We start from the raw sequence: 14,555 nt of genomic DNA on the forward strand, positions 1-14,555 counted from the left end.
CCGCCACCGCCACCGCCACCGCCACCGCCACCGCCACCGCCACCGCTACCGCCACCACCGCTGCCATCACCGCTGCCACCGTCACGGTCACACCGTCACACCGTCACCACCGTCACCGCATCGTCGCCAGCAGCGCTACACTGCAAGCTCCACTCACACGACAGGACGATCATGGAACTGATTGGATTACTCGACTCGCCGTACGTGCGCCGCACCGCCATCTGCCTCGACCTGCTCGGCGTCGCCTACGAGCACGTGCCGCTGTCCGTCTTCCGCAACTACGCCGACTTCGCGCAGTACAACCCGGTCGTGAAGGCGCCGACGCTCGTGCTGGAGGACGGCACGGCGCTGATGGATTCGAACCTGATCCTCGACTTCGTGCAGGGCCTGCCGGCGGCAACGCGTCGCCTGTGGCCGGACGATCCGGCTGCGCGCGCCCGCGCCTTCGCTCTCACCGGCATCGCGCTGGCCGCCTGCGAGAAGGCCGTGCAGATCATCTACGAACACGCGCTGCGGCCGGAAGAGAAATGGCATGCGCCCTGGCTCGAACGGGTGACGGGGCAGCTGGACGAAGCCTGCGTCCGGCTCGAGGACGAGGTGGCGAAGAGAGCGCTGCCGACCGCGGTCGAGAGCTGGGGCGTGGCGGAGGTGACGGTGGCCGTCGCGTGGCAGTTCATCGTGGCGATGGTCAAGCATATCGACGCCAAGCGCTATCCGGTGCTGACCGCGTTCTCGGCAGAGGCGGAACGCCACCCGCTATTCGTCGCACGGCCCGGCGCATAGAACCTCCGGCGGCTCGCGCCCGATCCCATCTCCAGGCTGCATCTCCGCATCGTCATGCCTGCGGGTCATCCTGCCGCCCGCATCGACATGCCTGGGGGGCATCCTGAGGGCCGCATCGACATGCCTGCCGGTCATTCCGCCGTCCGCCTTGTCCTGCCTGCCGCCTCGTCCTCGGCAAACGCCACCCCGGCGCTGCGCCATTCGGCCGGCGCCGCCAGCCGGTATCCTTCCAGCAGCGGTCCGCCATGCGGCGCCAGCATCCGGTCGACGGCAGTGGTGAAGCGCCGCTTGCCGTCTTCGGGCTGCGGGATGATTGCTGCCATCGCTGCCACCAGATCGTCCGCCAGCACGGGGGCGACGGCGCGCAGGCGGCGGGCCAGGTGCTTGCCGGTACCGGTCCAGGCGCTGGCCGCGCGCAATGCCAGGTGCGCCAGCGCGTCGTACAGCTTCATGGCCGTGGCCAGCAATTCATCCGGCGCCCGGCCATCCACCAGGTCCTCGAGCAGCGTGGTGATCTCGTAGCGGCGCGCCGCCAACATGGCAGGCGTCGGAGGCTCCGGGCCGAGCTCGAGCAGCTTGCCGGCATGGCGGCGCAGCCAGGCTTCGGCGGCGCCGGCCGGCAGCACGTTCACGCCGTCGGCCACCATGTTCGCCAATGGCAGCCGGCCGGTGGGGCGGTCGATCACGCGGCAGAAGCGATCGAACGTGGCGGGGTCGTGGACGAACAGCTCGACGGTCCTTGTGCCGACCTTCAGCGTCTCGCGTCACGCACGGTCGACGTGGCCGAACACGAGCAGCAGGTCGATGCCGGAACTCGGCGTTGCCTCGCCGCGGGCGATCAAGCCGCCGATGATGGCGACCCTGGCATCCGGCCAGCGGGGCAGCAGTTCACGCTGGACCAGGGACGTCGCGGCGTCGATGTGCATGGCGGCCTCGGTAAGGATGAGCATGCAGTGTAATGGCATTGCGGGCCATGAGCATCGCGCTCGGTGCATCCTGCCTGCCTTGTCACGCTCGCGCAGTCATCCTGGCAGACCACGCACCGCCGGCATCACGGCAGCGCATGCATCGACCGCGCCACGTGCGTTCGTCTTCTCGCAGCGACCTGCATCGCCGGCGCACCGATCACCACGAGTCCGGTTTTCCATGCCGCGCGCTGCCGGTGCCGAGCACGTTCGGTACGCGCCGAACGCCATCGCCGTTCGCAACGCGGCCCGGTGCAAAGGGCTCGCCGCGCATCGCACGCACGCGGGAACGTGCCGTTTACATCGCTGGCGCGCGAATTATTTTATGTGCGGTGTCAGCCGTGTCGCGTAATGACGACGACGCGTAGCAGCCTTGTGTCGATGCCGCCTCATGCGCGCAGCCGCGTTGCGTCGCTTCGCATACGGCCTTTACCTAAAGGCGCTATGCGATGCGTGGCCGATGCATGCGGATGCGATCGCGACAGCAGAAGGCACCACGCGCAGCGCGCGACGGCACGGCCAATGTGCGCTACCTCGCTGATCGCGTCAAAAAAACAGCGCGAAATGCATGCGTGCCGGTTGCGCATCAACAAGGTTTTCGTGTACTTTACGAACTTGAAAATGCGAGGACTTGCAAGCACTCTTTGAACGATGCGCAGTCACCGCAAAAACCGAACAACAACAGGACATCAAGTTCGCACAATATGCATAACCATCGCACGGTTAACGGATAAGCCGCCTCGCCTGAAAGACTCGGGCCGGGCGGTTTTTTCTTTGCCATCCGTGAGGTGCGATGGGCAGAACGGATGTCGATGATGGTGCTAGACGTTGGTGCTGAGCGAGCGCCCAACGCGGGAGATGTAGAACAAGAATGAGTATCCGCCGCCGCGGCCACGGCCGGGCGACGGATCGAATGGCTGAAGTGCTGCAGTCGTGAGGAGCTGCAGCAGTTCAGCCGGGTGCCGAATTCATTAGCGCAAACACCAAGCTGCTTGTGCCGATGAATAATTCGCCCGGCCTGTCGACGGGCAGGCCGGACGGGTTTCAACCATGTGTGTATTTTCATCCCGGATGAAGGAGAATTTAAATGGCTACCGCCGCAAAGAAAACCGAAGTGAAGAAGCCAGCCGCCACCAAGGCCGCTGCCCCAGCAAAGAAAGCTGCAACCAAGTCCGCGACCGCTGCCAAGTCCACCGCTGCCAAGTCGACCGCTACCAAGTCGACCGCTACCAAGTCGACCGCTAAGCCGGCAGCGAAGAAAGCCACCACGGCCGCCAAGCCTGCTGCGAAGAAGACGACTGCAGCCAAGCCGGCAGCCGCCAAGAAGACCACGGCCGCCAAGCCGGCAGCCAAGAAAACCACTGCAACGAAGTCCGCAGTGACGGCGAAGAAGTCGACGACGGCCGCGAAGAAAACCACCGCGACCAAGTCCACCGCCAAGCCGGCAGCGAAGAAGACCGCCGCCAAGTCGGCCACGAAGTCGACGGCATCGAAGTCGACCGCATCGAAGTCCACCGCTTCGAAGTCCACGGCGTCGAAGTCCACTGCGTCCAAGTCGACGGCATCGAAGTCCACCGCGCGCTCGGCCGCCAAGCCGGCAGCGAAGAAGACTGCAGCCAAGACCGCCACCAAGTCGACCGCGAAGTCGGCCGCCAAGCCGGTAGCGAAGAAGGCCGCGACGAAGACCGCCACCAAGTCGGCAGCCAAGTCCACCGCCAAGCTGGCCGCCAAGAAAACCGCGACCAAGGCCGCTGCCAAGCCAGCAGCCAAGAAGGTAGCCACCAAGGCCGCCGCCAAGCCGGCAGCAAAGAAAGCCGCCGCCAAGCCAGCCGCCAAGAAGGCCGCCGCGAAGCCAGCTGCGAAGCCGGCCGCCAAGAAAGCCGCTGCCAAGCCAGCTGCCAAACCAGCTGCCAAACCAGCTGCAAAACCAGCCGCCAAGCCAGTCGCCAAGAAAGCTGCCGCCAAGCCGGCAGCCCAGCAGGCGCCTGTCAAAAGCACCGCTGCCAAGCCGGCAGCGAAAAAAGTAGCCGTCAAGTCGACCGACAAGGCCGATACGACCGCTGCTGCTGCACCAGCAACCGCCGCCGCCGCGCCAGCCGAGAAGAAGGCTGCCGCGCCGAAGAAGGCTGCTACCGCGAAGAAGGATTCCGCTCCGGCCACGTCGGCACCTGCGGCACCTGCCGCCGCTGCAACACCGGCAGCGAAGACCACGCTGGCACCGGCCGCCGCATGGCCGTTCCCGACCAGCACCCGTCCTTCCTGATCCGAAGACGATGCGCGGACCGGTACCGTGCCGGACCGCGCATCGTTGTCGGGCTGATGGGCAATACCGCTGTGTGAGACAATCGCACAGCGGTTTTTTTATGGAGAATGCCCGTGCTTAGTATTGTGATGCTGATCGTCGATACCGTTGCCGTCCTGCTGGGCGGCGTGCTGCTGCTGCGGTTCTGGATGCAGGCGATACGGGTGCGCCCGCCCTCGTCGGTGGCGCAGTTTACGTTTCAGCTGTCGGACTGGCTGGTGCGCCCGATGCGCCGCCTCGTGCCGGGCGTGGGCGGCTACGACTGGGCCAGCCTGCTGGGCGCCTTCCTGATCGTGCTGCTGGCTACCTCGGTGCGCTGGTTTGCCGGCTATCCGTTCGAGGCGATCCTGCTGGTGGCGCTGCACCGCTTCCTGTCCTGGATCCTGTACGGCTTCATGGCGCTGCTGGTGGTCGAGGCGGTGTTCAGCTGGGTCAATCCGAATGCGCCGCTGGCGCCGTTCGTGCGGGCCATGAACGAGCCGCTGCTGCGTCCCGTGCGCCGCGTGGTGCCGCTGGTGGGCAATCTCGACCTGTCGCTGCTGGTGGCCCTGGTGCTGCTGCAGATCGCCCAGATCCTGCTGGACATGTTGTTCCGCTGAAGCTCGCCATCTCTGCCATGCAAAAAGGCGCCATCGGCGCCTTTGTTTTTTGAATAGGTGCCTGTCCCCGATGCGGGTATCAGTAGCGGTAGCCGAACGCCTGCTCGAAGCGGTCGGCGATCTGTTCCTTCGTGTAGACATGGTTCTGGGCACCCTTGTGGGCGATCTTCAGCGCGCCCAGCAGGCTGGCCAGGCGGCCCGTCGTTTCCCAGCCCAGGTCGTGCGTCAGGCCGTACAACAGGCCGGCGCGGTAGGCATCGCCGCAGCCGGTCGGGTCCAGCACGGCCGCTTCCACGGCCGGGATGTCGATGCGCTGGCCTTCCGTGTAGATCTCGGAACCCTTCTCGCCGCGCGTGATGATCAGCGCTTCCACGCGCGCTGCGATCTCGTCCAGCGACAGGCCGGTGCGCGCCGTCAGCAGCTCGATCTCGTAGTCGTTGGTGGTTACATAGGTTGCCAGCTCGATGAAGCGCACCAGCTGTTCCGGCGTGAACATGGGCAGCTGCTGGCCCGGGTCGAACACGAACGGGATGCCCAGGCGGGCCAGGTCCTCGGCGTGCTTCAGCATCCCCAGGTGGCCGTCCGGCGAGATGATCGCCAGCCGCGCCGGACCGGCCGCCTCGACCTCGTTCTCGTGCGCGAACGACATGGCGCCCGGGTGGAAGGCGTTGATCTGGTTGTTGTCCGAATCGGCCGTGACGAAGCACTGCGCGTTGTAGGCATCCTTCTTGATCAGGATGTTCTGCGTGGCGATGCCCAGGTGCTGCAGGCGCTCCAGGTACGGTGCGCAGTCCTGGCCCATCACGCCGACGATGCGCGGGTCGCCGCCCAGCATCTTGAGGTTGTAGGCGATATTGCCGGAGCAGCCGCCGAACTCGGTGCGCATGGTCGGCACCAGGAAGGACACGTTGACCTTGTGCAGCTGGTCGGCCAGCAGCGTGTCGCCGAAGCGGCCTTCGTACTGCATGATGATGTCGATGGCGAGCGAGCCACAGATCAGGGAAGTCTGGTTCATTGGGATGTCTTTAAGGGTAGAAGATGGCGATGCGGTAGCCGGATGCTTTCACTCGATCCAGCACGAAATACAGTTTGACGGGCTGCTCGCTGCGCGGGCCGAAGCCACGCGCCAGCGTTGCCGCCGCGGCAGAAGTGGTGGTCGCCGCAGTGGCCCGGGCGGTGGCCGATGCAGGGGCTGCGGCCGAACCTGCCGGCCGCGCCGGGTCGGCCAGGTAGTCGCGTGGCGCGAACACGCGGCGCAGCACGGGCTTCTCGGCCGCGTCCTTCAGCACCAGTTCGATGTGCGGCCAGGCCTGCACGGAGCGGGACTGGTTGCGCAGCACCGTCACATAGCTGAACGTGGCCGGGCCCAGCGTCTGCAGCTCGCCTTGTTCGACGGCCAGCGCATCGATCTGGCGCGGCAGGCCGATGGTGCAGCCGAGCGTGCCGCACAGCGCCTGCAGTGCCGGTTTCAGGTCGGGATGGTCGGCGGCCAGGCGGCTGCCCAGCGAAAAGACGCCCTGGACCAGCAGCGCCAGCACCAGCAGCGGCACGCCGGCCAGCATGGCGATGCGCGCGATCCGGGCGCCACGCTGGCGGCGGTTGGCGCGGCGCACGAAGTCGGGTTCGTCATCGTCACTGCCGTTGTCGTTGTTGCTGCCGCTGTCGTTGTTGCTGTCGTTGTCATTGTCGTTGTTGCTGCCGCTGACGTTGTAGTTGTTGCCGCCGCTGCCGCCGTTTTCGGTTTCGCTGGCATTGCCGGTAACGTCCGCCCCCGCAGTGTCGGCAGCACGCTGCGCCGCGGTGTCGGCCTCGGCGCGGTCGGCGATGCGGGCGGCTTCCCGGTCCAGCGTGCCGGCACCGGCGGCCAGCAGCGCGCTTTCCGGTGCGGCCGCCAGCAGGTCGGCCGCGGCGGCGTCGTCGGCGGCGCGGTCGGTGCTGTCGTGGGATTCGGGTTCGGTTGCCGCGGTGTCCAGGATCCCGACGTACGGCTCGGCACGGTCACGCGCTGCGTCGCGCGGCGTCTCGCCATGCGGTGCTTCATCATGCGGCGCTGCGTCGAGCGGTGTTTCGCCGGACGCTATGTCGTCGGGCGGTATTTCGTCGAAATGATGCAGGTCGTCGAGCGCCACCGCCACGATGTGCTCGGAGGGCATGTCGAAGCCGGGTTCGGCGCTGTCGGTCCGGATGGCAGCAGGGGCAGGATCAGGAGCAGAGGCAGGGGCAGGGATGGGAGCCGGGATGGCAGGTGCGGGCGGCGCCTCCACGAGCGCAGCATTGCCGTCAAAGACTTCGCTGCAGGCCCCGCAACGGACAATGCCCCCACGCAGCTTCAACTGGTCCAGGGCGACCCGGAACACGGTATGGCAGTGGGGGCATTTGGTGGCGAGCGCCATGCGTCCGGGGTTCAGCCTTGGCGCGGGGCGGGTGAGTCTGCGCTGCCGGCGCGGCCATACAGCGCCACCCAGCCTTCGTGCTCGGCCCAGACGGACATCTGGATGAACGGCGCATAGGCGGCCGCCACTTCCTCGGCCTGGCGGGCCAGCACGCCGGACAGCACCAGAGCGCCGCCCTCGGCCACGCGGCCGGACAGCATCGGCGCCATCAGCTTCAGCGGCGACGACAGGATATTGGCCACGACGATATCGAACTTCGCATTGGCATGCTTCGACTGCGCGAAGTCGTCCGGCACGAAGTAGTCGATGTCGGCTACCTGGTTGCGCTCGGCATTGGCGCGCGCCGATTCGATCGCCTGCGGATCGATGTCGACACCCGTCACCGGCGTGGCGCCCAGCTTGCGGGCCACCATCGCCAGGATGCCGGAACCGCAGCCGTAGTCCAGCACCGTCTTGCCGGGTGCCGGATGGGCTTCCAGCCATTCCATGCACAGGCGGGTCGTCGGGTGGCTGCCGGTGCCGAAGGCCAGGCCCGGGTCCAGCTCCAGGATCAGCGCGGATGGATCGGGCGCCTCGTGCCAGCTCGGCACGACCCAGATGTTCCTGCCGATGTGGATCGGCTCGAACTGGGATTGCGTCAGGCGCACCCAGTCTTCGTCCTCGACCTTGCGTTCCGTGTAGGCGGGCAGCGTCTTCAGGCCGATGGCCTGCGCGGCGGCAGCCACGATGAACGACTGGTCGGCATCGACGTCGGTCAGGGCCACCACGCGGCTGTGTTCCCACGCCGCCTGCTTCGGCTCCATGCCCGGCTCGCCGAACAGCGGTTGCTCGGCGTCGGTGCCTTCGTCCGCATCCTCGACGGAGACGGACAGGGCGCCGTGCTCGATCAGCGCGTCCGACAGGGCTTCGGCGTGGTCGCGGGCGACTTCGATGACGATTTCAGTCCAGCTCATGAACCTGCCTTCGGCATTTCGGCCAGTCGTTGTTCCAGGTAGTGGATGTTGGTGCCGCCTTCGATGAAGCGGGCATCGACCATCAGCTCGCGGTGCAGCGGGATGTTGGTGGAGATGCCTTCGACGACCATTTCGGACAGCGCGATCTGCATGCGGCGGATGGCCTGCTCGCGGGTCGCGCCGTAGGTGATCAGCTTGCCGATCATCGAATCGTAGTGCGGTGGCACATAGTATCCCGCATAGGAGTGCGAGTCCACGCGCACGCCAGGGCCGCCCGGCGTGTGCCACGACGTGATGCGGCCGGGGGACGGCGTGAACTTGAACGGATCCTCGGCATTGATGCGGCACTCGATGGCGTGACCGGACAGCATCACGTCGCGCTGGCGGAAGCGCAGCTTCTCGCCGCAGGCGATGCGGATCTGTTCCTGGACGATGTCGATCCCCGTGATCATCTCGGTGACCGGGTGCTCGACCTGCACGCGGGTGTTCATCTCGATGAAGTAGAATTCGCCGTTCTCGTACAGGAACTCGAACGTGCCGGCGCCGCGGTAGCCGATCTTGCGGCAGGCTTCCGCGCAGCGGTCGCCGATCTTCTCGATCAGCTTGCGGGCGATGCCCGGTGCCGGCGCTTCCTCGATCACCTTCTGGTGGCGGCGCTGCATCGAGCAGTCGCGCTCGCCCAGCCAGACGGCGTTGCGGTGCTCGTCGGCCAGGATCTGGATCTCCACGTGGCGGGGATTCTCCAGGAACTTCTCCATATAGACTTCCGGATTGCCGAACGCGGCGCCGGCTTCCGTCTTGGTCATCGTCACGGCATTGAGCAGCGCCGCTTCGGTGTGCACCACGCGCATGCCACGGCCACCACCGCCACCGGCCGCCTTGATGATCACCGGGTAGCCGATCTTGCGGGCGATCTGCACGATGGCCTTCGGATCGTCCGGCAGGGCGCCGTCGGAGCCCGGCACGCACGGCACGCCGGCCTTGATCATGGCCTGCTTGGCGGAGACCTTGTCGCCCATCAGGCGGATCGAGTCGGAACGGGGGCCGATGAACACGAAGCCGGATTTCTCCACGCGTTCGGCGAAATCGGCGTTCTCGGACAGGAAACCATAGCCGGGGTGGATCGCCTCGGCATCGGTCACTTCGGCCGCGCTGATAATGGCGGGCATGTTCAGGTACGACAGGGCCGACTGCGCCGGGCCGATGCAGACGGATTCGTCGGCCAGCTTCACGTACTTCGCGTCCTTGTCGGCCTCGGAGTGCACGACGACCGTCTTGATGCCCATCTCGCGGCAGGCGCGCTGGATACGCAGCGCGATTTCACCACGGTTGGCAATGAGGATTTTTTCAAACATGGCTAGTTCTATCTTTGCGAACACCCGGGCATGCCGGGTGTTCTTTGTAGAAGAGGGGTACTGCGCGCGGCCGGCAGCGGCCGCGCAACGGCTTTAGCCGATGACGAACAGCGGCTGGCCGAATTCGACCGGCTGGCCGTTCTCGACGAGAACCTGGGTCACGACGCCGGACTTGTCGGCATCGATTTCGTTCAGCAGCTTCATCGCTTCGATGATGCACAGCGTGTCGCCTTCCTTCACGGACTGGCCGACTTCGATGAACGGCGCGCTGCCTGGCGACGAGGAACGGTAGAACGTGCCGACCATCGGCGACTTGACGATATGGCCGGTCGGCTCCGGCGCGGGTGCGGCAACGGCCGGCGCCGCGGCAGGCGCGGGGGCCGGTGCGCTTGGTGCGAACTGGCCCTGGGCGCCGTGCGACGGCATCATCACGACCTGGTTCTGCGGCATGGCGGAGGATTTGACGATGCGTACCTTGCTCTCGCCCTCGGTGACTTCGAGTTCTGCAATATCCGATTCGGCAACCAAGTCAATCAACGTCTTGAGCTTGCGTAGATCCATCTGAAACTCCGTTTTATCTTGTTTTCTGAAATTGTTTTAGTGCTGCCCGGCGCTGACGCCAAAGCGGGTAACTATGTAAATTGGGCGCAGATCGCGTAGATTAACTGCTTTTTAGCGCAAAGTCGATGGCAAAGCGGTATCCCTCGACCCCCAGGCCGCAAATCGTGCCCTTCGCGATCGCGCTCAGATAAGAGTGATGACGGAAAACTTCTCGCTGGTAAATATTCGAGATGTGGACTTCCACGAACGGGATCGCCACGCCGGCCAGCGCATCGCGCAGCGCCACGCTGGTATGGGTCAGGCCGCCCGGATTGATGACGATGAAGTCCACTTCTTCGTCGCGGGCAGCGTGGATGCGGTCGATCAGCGCACCCTCGTGGTTGCTCTGGAATGCAGCGAACCGCGCACCGGCTGCTTCCACCTGCTCCCGGGCCGCCTGTTCCACCTGCGGCAATGTCGTGGCCCCGTAGATGCCGGGCTCGCGCGTGCCCAGCAGGTTCAGATTGGGGCCGTTCAACAGCAGCAGGTGTTTTGCCATGTTCTGGTTTCAGTGCGCGAAAGTTCCGCATTTTGCCGCCTGACGCGACTATTTGGCAAGAGAAAAGAACTTGCGAAAATGACTACGAAAAGCCTTGTCGAGCCCGTGTCCTGGTGCCTGGCACCAGGACAAGGGCTCGGCAGTTAAAGCGGGGCGAGCGTCACAGCCCGGCGAGGTCCTGGCGCAGCTGGTCGAACTTCAGCCGCCCCAGGTAGGTCTTCTTTACCTGGCCATCGGCGCCGATCAATACGGTAAACGGCAGACCGCCCTGGGCGTTGCCGAACTGGCGCGACAGGTCGGTGCCGGCCACGCCATCCACATACAGCGGATAGGCGATCTTGAACTTCTGGGCGAAGGTGGCGACATTCGATGGCGTATCGATGGCGATGCCGATCACCTGCAGGTTCCTGTACGCGCCGCCGGTCTGCAGCGCGGAGAGTTCCGGCATCTCCTGCACGCAGGGCGCGCACCAGGTGGCCCAGAAGTTCACCAGCAGTGGCTTGCCCTTGTGCTGCGACAGCGACTGGAGCGTGCCCTTGTCGTCGGCCATCGATTTCGACAGCAGGCCGTCGACCAGCGCATTCGTGCCCGGCGCCACGGTGGACGTGATCGGCGGCGCAGGCGCCTTCTTGTTCAGGCCCACCCAGGCGCCCACGGCGCCAAACAGCACGGCGATCGCGCCGCAGGCCAGCAGATGTGATGTCTTCATTGGATCCCGTGTGGGTTGAGTGTTTTACCAGCCGCGCTGCCGTGCAAGCTCATTCGTCCAGCAGGGCGCGCAGTTCGCCGATGTCGATGCGCGCCGGCCGGTCGCCGGACTTCTGCTTGCGGGCGCCGCGCAGGTCGTTCAGTTCATACAGTTCCACGTGCACGCCTTCGCCATGCCACAGGAAGCTCACCGTCTCCACCGGATCGAAACGGGGTCCGCGGTAATGGTCGCTTTCGGAGATGTCGATGTCCACGTTGTGGTTCAGCAGGTAGATCTGCACTTCCTTGGCGCTGTCGGCAAACACCTGCAGGCGGATGTCGTCATGCGCGCCGGCCGAGCCGTTCAGCACGGCGCCGGTCAGGTAGGGCGAATACTCCGCCAGCTTTTCCATCACGTCCAGTGCCGTGGCCCGCAGGTGCCGCAGGCGGGCCGGCTGGGTATCGGCATTGAACAGCGCGTGGTACTGGCGCACCGCTTCCTCGACCTGCAGGTCGTCCGGCAGCGCATCGCGCTGGCCGTTGGCGCGCGCCTCGCCGAGCACCTGCCGCGCGGCCTTGCGCTTGGCGCCGGCATAGTCCGCGCCATCCTGGGCAATCATGCGTGCGGCCAGCGCCGCGATCTCGGCGCGCAGGGGCGCCAGGTCGCCGCCTTCGTCGTGTGGGTTCAGCAGTGGGTTCGCCATCATGGGCGTGATGATACCCTGAACGGCGCGCACGGTTGGCCGCGCGCGCGTCGGGTAAAATCGCGTCCTCGACCATCAGGATCACCAGGACTGTTTACCATGCACATCCACATTCTCGGCATCTGCGGCACCTTCATGGGCGGCCTCGCGGTGCTGGCCAAGGAGGCCGGCCACAAGGTGACGGGCTGCGACGCCAACGTCTACCCGCCGATGAGCACCCAGCTGGAAGCGCAGGGCATCGAGTTGATCCAGGGCTTCGACGCGGGGCAGGTGAGCCTGGCACCGGACCTGTACGTGATCGGCAACGTGGTCTCGCGCGGCAACCCGCTGGTGGAAGAGATCCTGAACCGCAGCCTGCCGTATGTCTCCGGCCCGCAGTGGATCGGCGAGCATATCCTGCGCAACAAGTGGGTGCTGGCAGTGGCCGGCACGCACGGCAAGACGACGACCTCGTCGATGCTGGCCTGGATCCTGGAAGACGCGGGCTACGCACCGGGCTTCCTGATCGGCGGCGTGCCGCTCAACTTCGGCATCTCGGCGCGCCTGACCGGAAAAGGAACCGACTCCGAATTCTTCGTCATCGAAGCCGATGAATACGACACGGCGTTCTTCGACAAGCGCAGCAAGTTCGTGCACTACCACGCCAAGACGGCCATCCTGAACAACCTGGAATACGACCACGCCGACATCTTCCCGGACATCGGCGCGATCGAAACCCAGTTCCACCACCTGGTGCGCACCGTGCCCGGCATCGGCCGCGTGATCGTCAATGGCGACGAGGAGTCGCTGCAGCGCGTGATCCGCCGCGGCTGCTGGTCCGAAAAGGAAAGCTTCGGCGCCGGCGACACGGCCAACTGGACGATGAAGGAACACCCGGACGGCAGCTTCGACGTGCTCTTCAACGGCAAGTTCGAGGCGCTGATCAACTGGAAGCTGACGGGCCGCCACAACCGCTACAACGCGCTGGCCGCCATCGCCGCCGCGCGCAATGTGGGCGTGCCGATCGCCCAGGCCGCCAAGGCGCTGGAGTCGTTCGAGAACGTCAAGCGCCGCATGGAAGTGCGCGGCGTGGTCAATGGCGTGACCGTGTACGACGATTTCGCCCACCACCCGACGGCGATCGCCACCACGGTGGGCGGCCTGCGCCAGAAGCTGGGCGACGGCACGCGCATCCTGGCCGTGCTGGAGCCCCGCTCGAACACGATGAAGCTGGGCGCCATGAAGGATGCGCTGCCCGCCAGTCTGCAGGATGCGGACCTGGTGTTCGGCTTCGGCAGCGAGAAGTCGCTGGGCTGGAGCCTGGCCGGCACGCTGGCGCCGATGGGCGCCGTCGCCTCGGCGTACGAGGACCTGGACCTGATGGTCAAGGCCATCATCGGCGCGGCGCGCCCCGGCGACCATGTCGTTGTCATGAGCAACGGCGGCTTCGGCGGCGTGCATGCGAAGCTGCTCGAGGCGCTGAAGGGCACTGCGTGACCTCTGCCGCAACGATCCTTTACCTGCACGGCTTCCGCTCGTCGCCGCTGTCGATGAAGGGGCGCCTGCTGTCGCAACGGATGACGGCACTGGGCCGTGCCCAGGATTTCATTGCACCGCAGCTGCCGGCATCGCCGCGCCAGGCGATGGCTGAAGTGCTGGCACTTCTCGAACGGCCGAGTTCGTGTCACGGTGCCTGGCACCATGTGACACGGGCTCAGCCGGATGCCGTGCTGGCGTCGGAACTGACCATCATCGGCTCCTCGCTGGGCGGCTACTACGCCACCTGGCTGGCCGAGAAGCTGGGCTGCCGCGCCGTGCTGCTCAATCCCGCCGTCACGCCGCTCGTCGACCTGGAAAAGTACGTGGGCGTGACCACGATGTTCCACTCCGACGAACCGTTCGACTTCCGGCGCGAATACATCGGCGAGCTGCGGGACCTGGCGGTACCGGCCATCACGCGCCCGGACCGCTACTTCCTGGTGGCCGCCACCGGTGACGAAGTACTGGACTGGCGCGCCATGGTGGCCCACTATCCGGGCGCGCGTCAGCACGTGATCGACGGCTCGGATCACGGCATCAGCGAGTTCGCGCAGTATGTCGACGATGTGCTTGATTTTGCCGGAGTGCGCGCCGGATGAGGGAACGCTCGCTGCGCCGGGCCAACTGGTACCGCCACGTGCTGGCCGTGAATGCGCCGCCCGCGCTGGCCGCCTGGCTGGTCTCGCCCGGCTCGCTGACGGCGAAACTGAAGGGGCACTCGCAGGCCTTCCGCGTGCAGGTGCTGCACCAGCATCCGGCCATCTGCCTGGCGGACGAAGCGGCGGCGCTGGGCCTGCACCGCCCCGGCCGCGCGCTGGAACGGGAGGTGCTGCTGCGGTGTGATAATACGCCCGTGGTGTTTGCCCACACGGTGGTGCCGATGAGCGCCGACGCTTCCGACTGGCCGCTGTTTTCCGCGCTCGGCGAGCGCTCGCTGGGCACCACGCTGTTCGGTGACCCGCTGGTGGCGCGCGGCCCGCTGGAATATGCGCGGCTGGGCGCGAGCCATCCGCTGGCCCGCCGCGCCCGTGCCGCCATGCTGGCGCAGGGACTGCGCGTGCCGGAAGAACGATTACTGTATGCACGGCGCTGCCTGTACCGGCGGCGCCAGGGCACATTGCTGGTGACCGAGGTGTTCCTGCCCCAGGTGCAGGCCCTGGTCCCCGCGGCTGCCACAACCCCCAACACGAGATGAAC

Annotated in this window: 16 protein-coding genes; 6 read left to right on the top strand and 10 right to left on the bottom strand. The window is 66.1% G+C overall.

Features of this window, described 5'->3' with window-relative positions; translation table 11 throughout:
* The first annotated feature begins 171 nt into the window (after positions 1 to 171).
* Entirely contained in the window at positions 172 to 783 is a 612-nt protein-coding gene (locus IP91_RS14765; protein WP_145649859.1) for a glutathione S-transferase family protein, read from the top strand.
* A 131-nt stretch (positions 784 to 914) separates the two neighbouring features.
* Here IP91_RS14765 and IP91_RS14770 read toward each other — a convergent pair whose 3' ends face one another.
* A complete protein-coding gene (locus IP91_RS14770) occupies positions 915 to 1,469 on the bottom strand; it encodes a hypothetical protein (protein WP_145649860.1) in 555 nt (184 codons plus the stop codon).
* Positions 1,470 to 1,547: 78 nt separating this feature from the next.
* Complete coding sequence (locus IP91_RS26070) at positions 1,548 to 1,709, bottom strand: nucleotidyltransferase family protein (RefSeq protein WP_158643152.1); 162 nt, start codon at positions 1,707 to 1,709, stop codon at positions 1,548 to 1,550.
* Positions 1,710 to 2,835: 1,126 nt separating this feature from the next.
* On the opposite strand from IP91_RS26070, the gene IP91_RS14775 reads away from it, so the two are divergent.
* Complete coding sequence (locus IP91_RS14775) at positions 2,836 to 4,011, top strand: transcriptional regulator (protein ID WP_145649861.1); 1,176 nt, start codon at positions 2,836 to 2,838, stop codon at positions 4,009 to 4,011.
* Between the two features lie 107 nt (positions 4,012 to 4,118).
* On the top strand, positions 4,119 to 4,649 hold the full coding sequence (locus tag IP91_RS14780; RefSeq protein WP_145649862.1) for a YggT family protein: 531 nt from the start codon (positions 4,119 to 4,121) through the stop codon (positions 4,647 to 4,649).
* Positions 4,650 to 4,728: 79 nt separating this feature from the next.
* Here the strand turns inward: IP91_RS14780 and IP91_RS14785 are convergent, their stop codons facing one another.
* The 8 genes from IP91_RS14785 to IP91_RS14820 form a co-directional block, all read right to left on the bottom strand.
* Complete coding sequence (locus IP91_RS14785; protein WP_145649863.1) at positions 4,729 to 5,664, bottom strand: carbohydrate kinase family protein; 936 nt, start codon at positions 5,662 to 5,664, stop codon at positions 4,729 to 4,731.
* A gap of 10 nt (positions 5,665 to 5,674) precedes the next feature.
* The gene (locus tag IP91_RS14790; RefSeq protein ID WP_145649864.1) at positions 5,675 to 7,042 is read right to left on the bottom strand and encodes a DUF3426 domain-containing protein; all 1,368 of its coding nucleotides are present in this window, start codon (positions 7,040 to 7,042) and stop codon (positions 5,675 to 5,677) included.
* Between the two features lie 11 nt (positions 7,043 to 7,053).
* Positions 7,054 to 7,995 (bottom strand): 50S ribosomal protein L11 methyltransferase, encoded by a 942-nt coding sequence (prmA, locus tag IP91_RS14795; protein ID WP_145649865.1) that lies wholly within the window; start codon positions 7,993 to 7,995, stop codon positions 7,054 to 7,056.
* Complete coding sequence (accC, locus tag IP91_RS14800) at positions 7,992 to 9,350, bottom strand: acetyl-CoA carboxylase biotin carboxylase subunit (RefSeq protein WP_145649866.1); 1,359 nt, start codon at positions 9,348 to 9,350, stop codon at positions 7,992 to 7,994. The genes prmA and accC overlap by 4 nt, the downstream gene beginning before the upstream one ends.
* Positions 9,351 to 9,443: 93 nt before the next feature.
* Complete coding sequence (gene accB / locus IP91_RS14805) at positions 9,444 to 9,911, bottom strand: acetyl-CoA carboxylase biotin carboxyl carrier protein (RefSeq protein ID WP_145649867.1); 468 nt, start codon at positions 9,909 to 9,911, stop codon at positions 9,444 to 9,446.
* A gap of 100 nt (positions 9,912 to 10,011) precedes the next feature.
* The gene (gene aroQ, locus IP91_RS14810; RefSeq protein ID WP_145649868.1) at positions 10,012 to 10,449 is read right to left on the bottom strand and encodes a type II 3-dehydroquinate dehydratase; all 438 of its coding nucleotides are present in this window, start codon (positions 10,447 to 10,449) and stop codon (positions 10,012 to 10,014) included.
* 160 nt (positions 10,450 to 10,609) lie between these two features.
* A complete protein-coding gene (locus IP91_RS14815) occupies positions 10,610 to 11,158 on the bottom strand; it encodes a TlpA family protein disulfide reductase (protein WP_145649869.1) in 549 nt (182 codons plus the stop codon).
* Between the two features lie 49 nt (positions 11,159 to 11,207).
* Positions 11,208 to 11,843 (bottom strand): hypothetical protein, encoded by a 636-nt coding sequence (locus IP91_RS14820; RefSeq protein ID WP_229474468.1) that lies wholly within the window; start codon positions 11,841 to 11,843, stop codon positions 11,208 to 11,210.
* A 96-nt stretch (positions 11,844 to 11,939) separates the two neighbouring features.
* On the opposite strand from IP91_RS14820, the gene mpl reads away from it, so the two are divergent.
* Genes mpl through IP91_RS14835 form a run of 3 tightly spaced genes read left to right on the top strand, consistent with a single transcriptional unit; the run spans position 11,940 to position 14,553 of the window.
* Positions 11,940 to 13,316, top strand: a complete 1,377-nt coding sequence (gene mpl / locus IP91_RS14825; RefSeq protein WP_145649870.1) for a UDP-N-acetylmuramate:L-alanyl-gamma-D-glutamyl-meso-diaminopimelate ligase — start codon at positions 11,940 to 11,942, stop codon at positions 13,314 to 13,316.
* A 53-nt stretch (positions 13,317 to 13,369) separates the two neighbouring features.
* A complete protein-coding gene (locus IP91_RS14830; protein ID WP_145650239.1) occupies positions 13,370 to 13,957 on the top strand; it encodes a YqiA/YcfP family alpha/beta fold hydrolase in 588 nt (195 codons plus the stop codon).
* A complete protein-coding gene (locus IP91_RS14835; protein WP_145649871.1) occupies positions 13,954 to 14,553 on the top strand; it encodes a chorismate--pyruvate lyase family protein in 600 nt (199 codons plus the stop codon). Before IP91_RS14830 ends, IP91_RS14835 begins: the two co-directional genes overlap by 4 nt.
* Positions 14,554 to 14,555: the final 2 nt, after the last annotated feature.

Origin of the sequence: Pseudoduganella lurida, assembly GCF_007830455.1 — a bacterium.
In the GTDB taxonomy this organism is placed as follows: Bacteria; Pseudomonadota; Gammaproteobacteria; order Burkholderiales; family Burkholderiaceae_D; genus Rugamonas; species Rugamonas lurida.

Coding starts and splice junctions, on each gene's coding strand:
- IP91_RS14765 (WP_145649859.1), top strand. CDS start 172: ATGGAACTGATTGGATTACTCGACTCGCCGTACGTGCGCCGCACCGCC.
- IP91_RS26070 (WP_158643152.1), bottom strand. CDS start 1,709: ATGCACATCGACGCCGCGACGTCCCTGGTCCAGCGTGAACTGCTGCCC.
- IP91_RS14775 (WP_145649861.1), top strand. CDS start 2,836: ATGGCTACCGCCGCAAAGAAAACCGAAGTGAAGAAGCCAGCCGCCACC.
- IP91_RS14780 (WP_145649862.1), top strand. CDS start 4,119: ATGCCCGTGCTTAGTATTGTGATGCTGATCGTCGATACCGTTGCCGTC.
- IP91_RS14785 (WP_145649863.1), bottom strand. CDS start 5,664: ATGAACCAGACTTCCCTGATCTGTGGCTCGCTCGCCATCGACATCATC.
- IP91_RS14790 (WP_145649864.1), bottom strand. CDS start 7,042: ATGGCGCTCGCCACCAAATGCCCCCACTGCCATACCGTGTTCCGGGTC.
- prmA (WP_145649865.1), bottom strand. CDS start 7,995: ATGAGCTGGACTGAAATCGTCATCGAAGTCGCCCGCGACCACGCCGAA.
- accC (WP_145649866.1), bottom strand. CDS start 9,350: ATGTTTGAAAAAATCCTCATTGCCAACCGTGGTGAAATCGCGCTGCGT.
- accB (WP_145649867.1), bottom strand. CDS start 9,911: ATGGATCTACGCAAGCTCAAGACGTTGATTGACTTGGTTGCCGAATCG.
- aroQ (WP_145649868.1), bottom strand. CDS start 10,449: ATGGCAAAACACCTGCTGCTGTTGAACGGCCCCAATCTGAACCTGCTG.
- IP91_RS14815 (WP_145649869.1), bottom strand. CDS start 11,158: ATGAAGACATCACATCTGCTGGCCTGCGGCGCGATCGCCGTGCTGTTT.
- IP91_RS14820 (WP_229474468.1), bottom strand. CDS start 11,843: ATGATGGCGAACCCACTGCTGAACCCACACGACGAAGGCGGCGACCTG.
- mpl (WP_145649870.1), top strand. CDS start 11,940: ATGCACATCCACATTCTCGGCATCTGCGGCACCTTCATGGGCGGCCTC.
- IP91_RS14830 (WP_145650239.1), top strand. CDS start 13,370: ATGAAGGGGCGCCTGCTGTCGCAACGGATGACGGCACTGGGCCGTGCC.
- IP91_RS14835 (WP_145649871.1), top strand. CDS start 13,954: ATGAGGGAACGCTCGCTGCGCCGGGCCAACTGGTACCGCCACGTGCTG.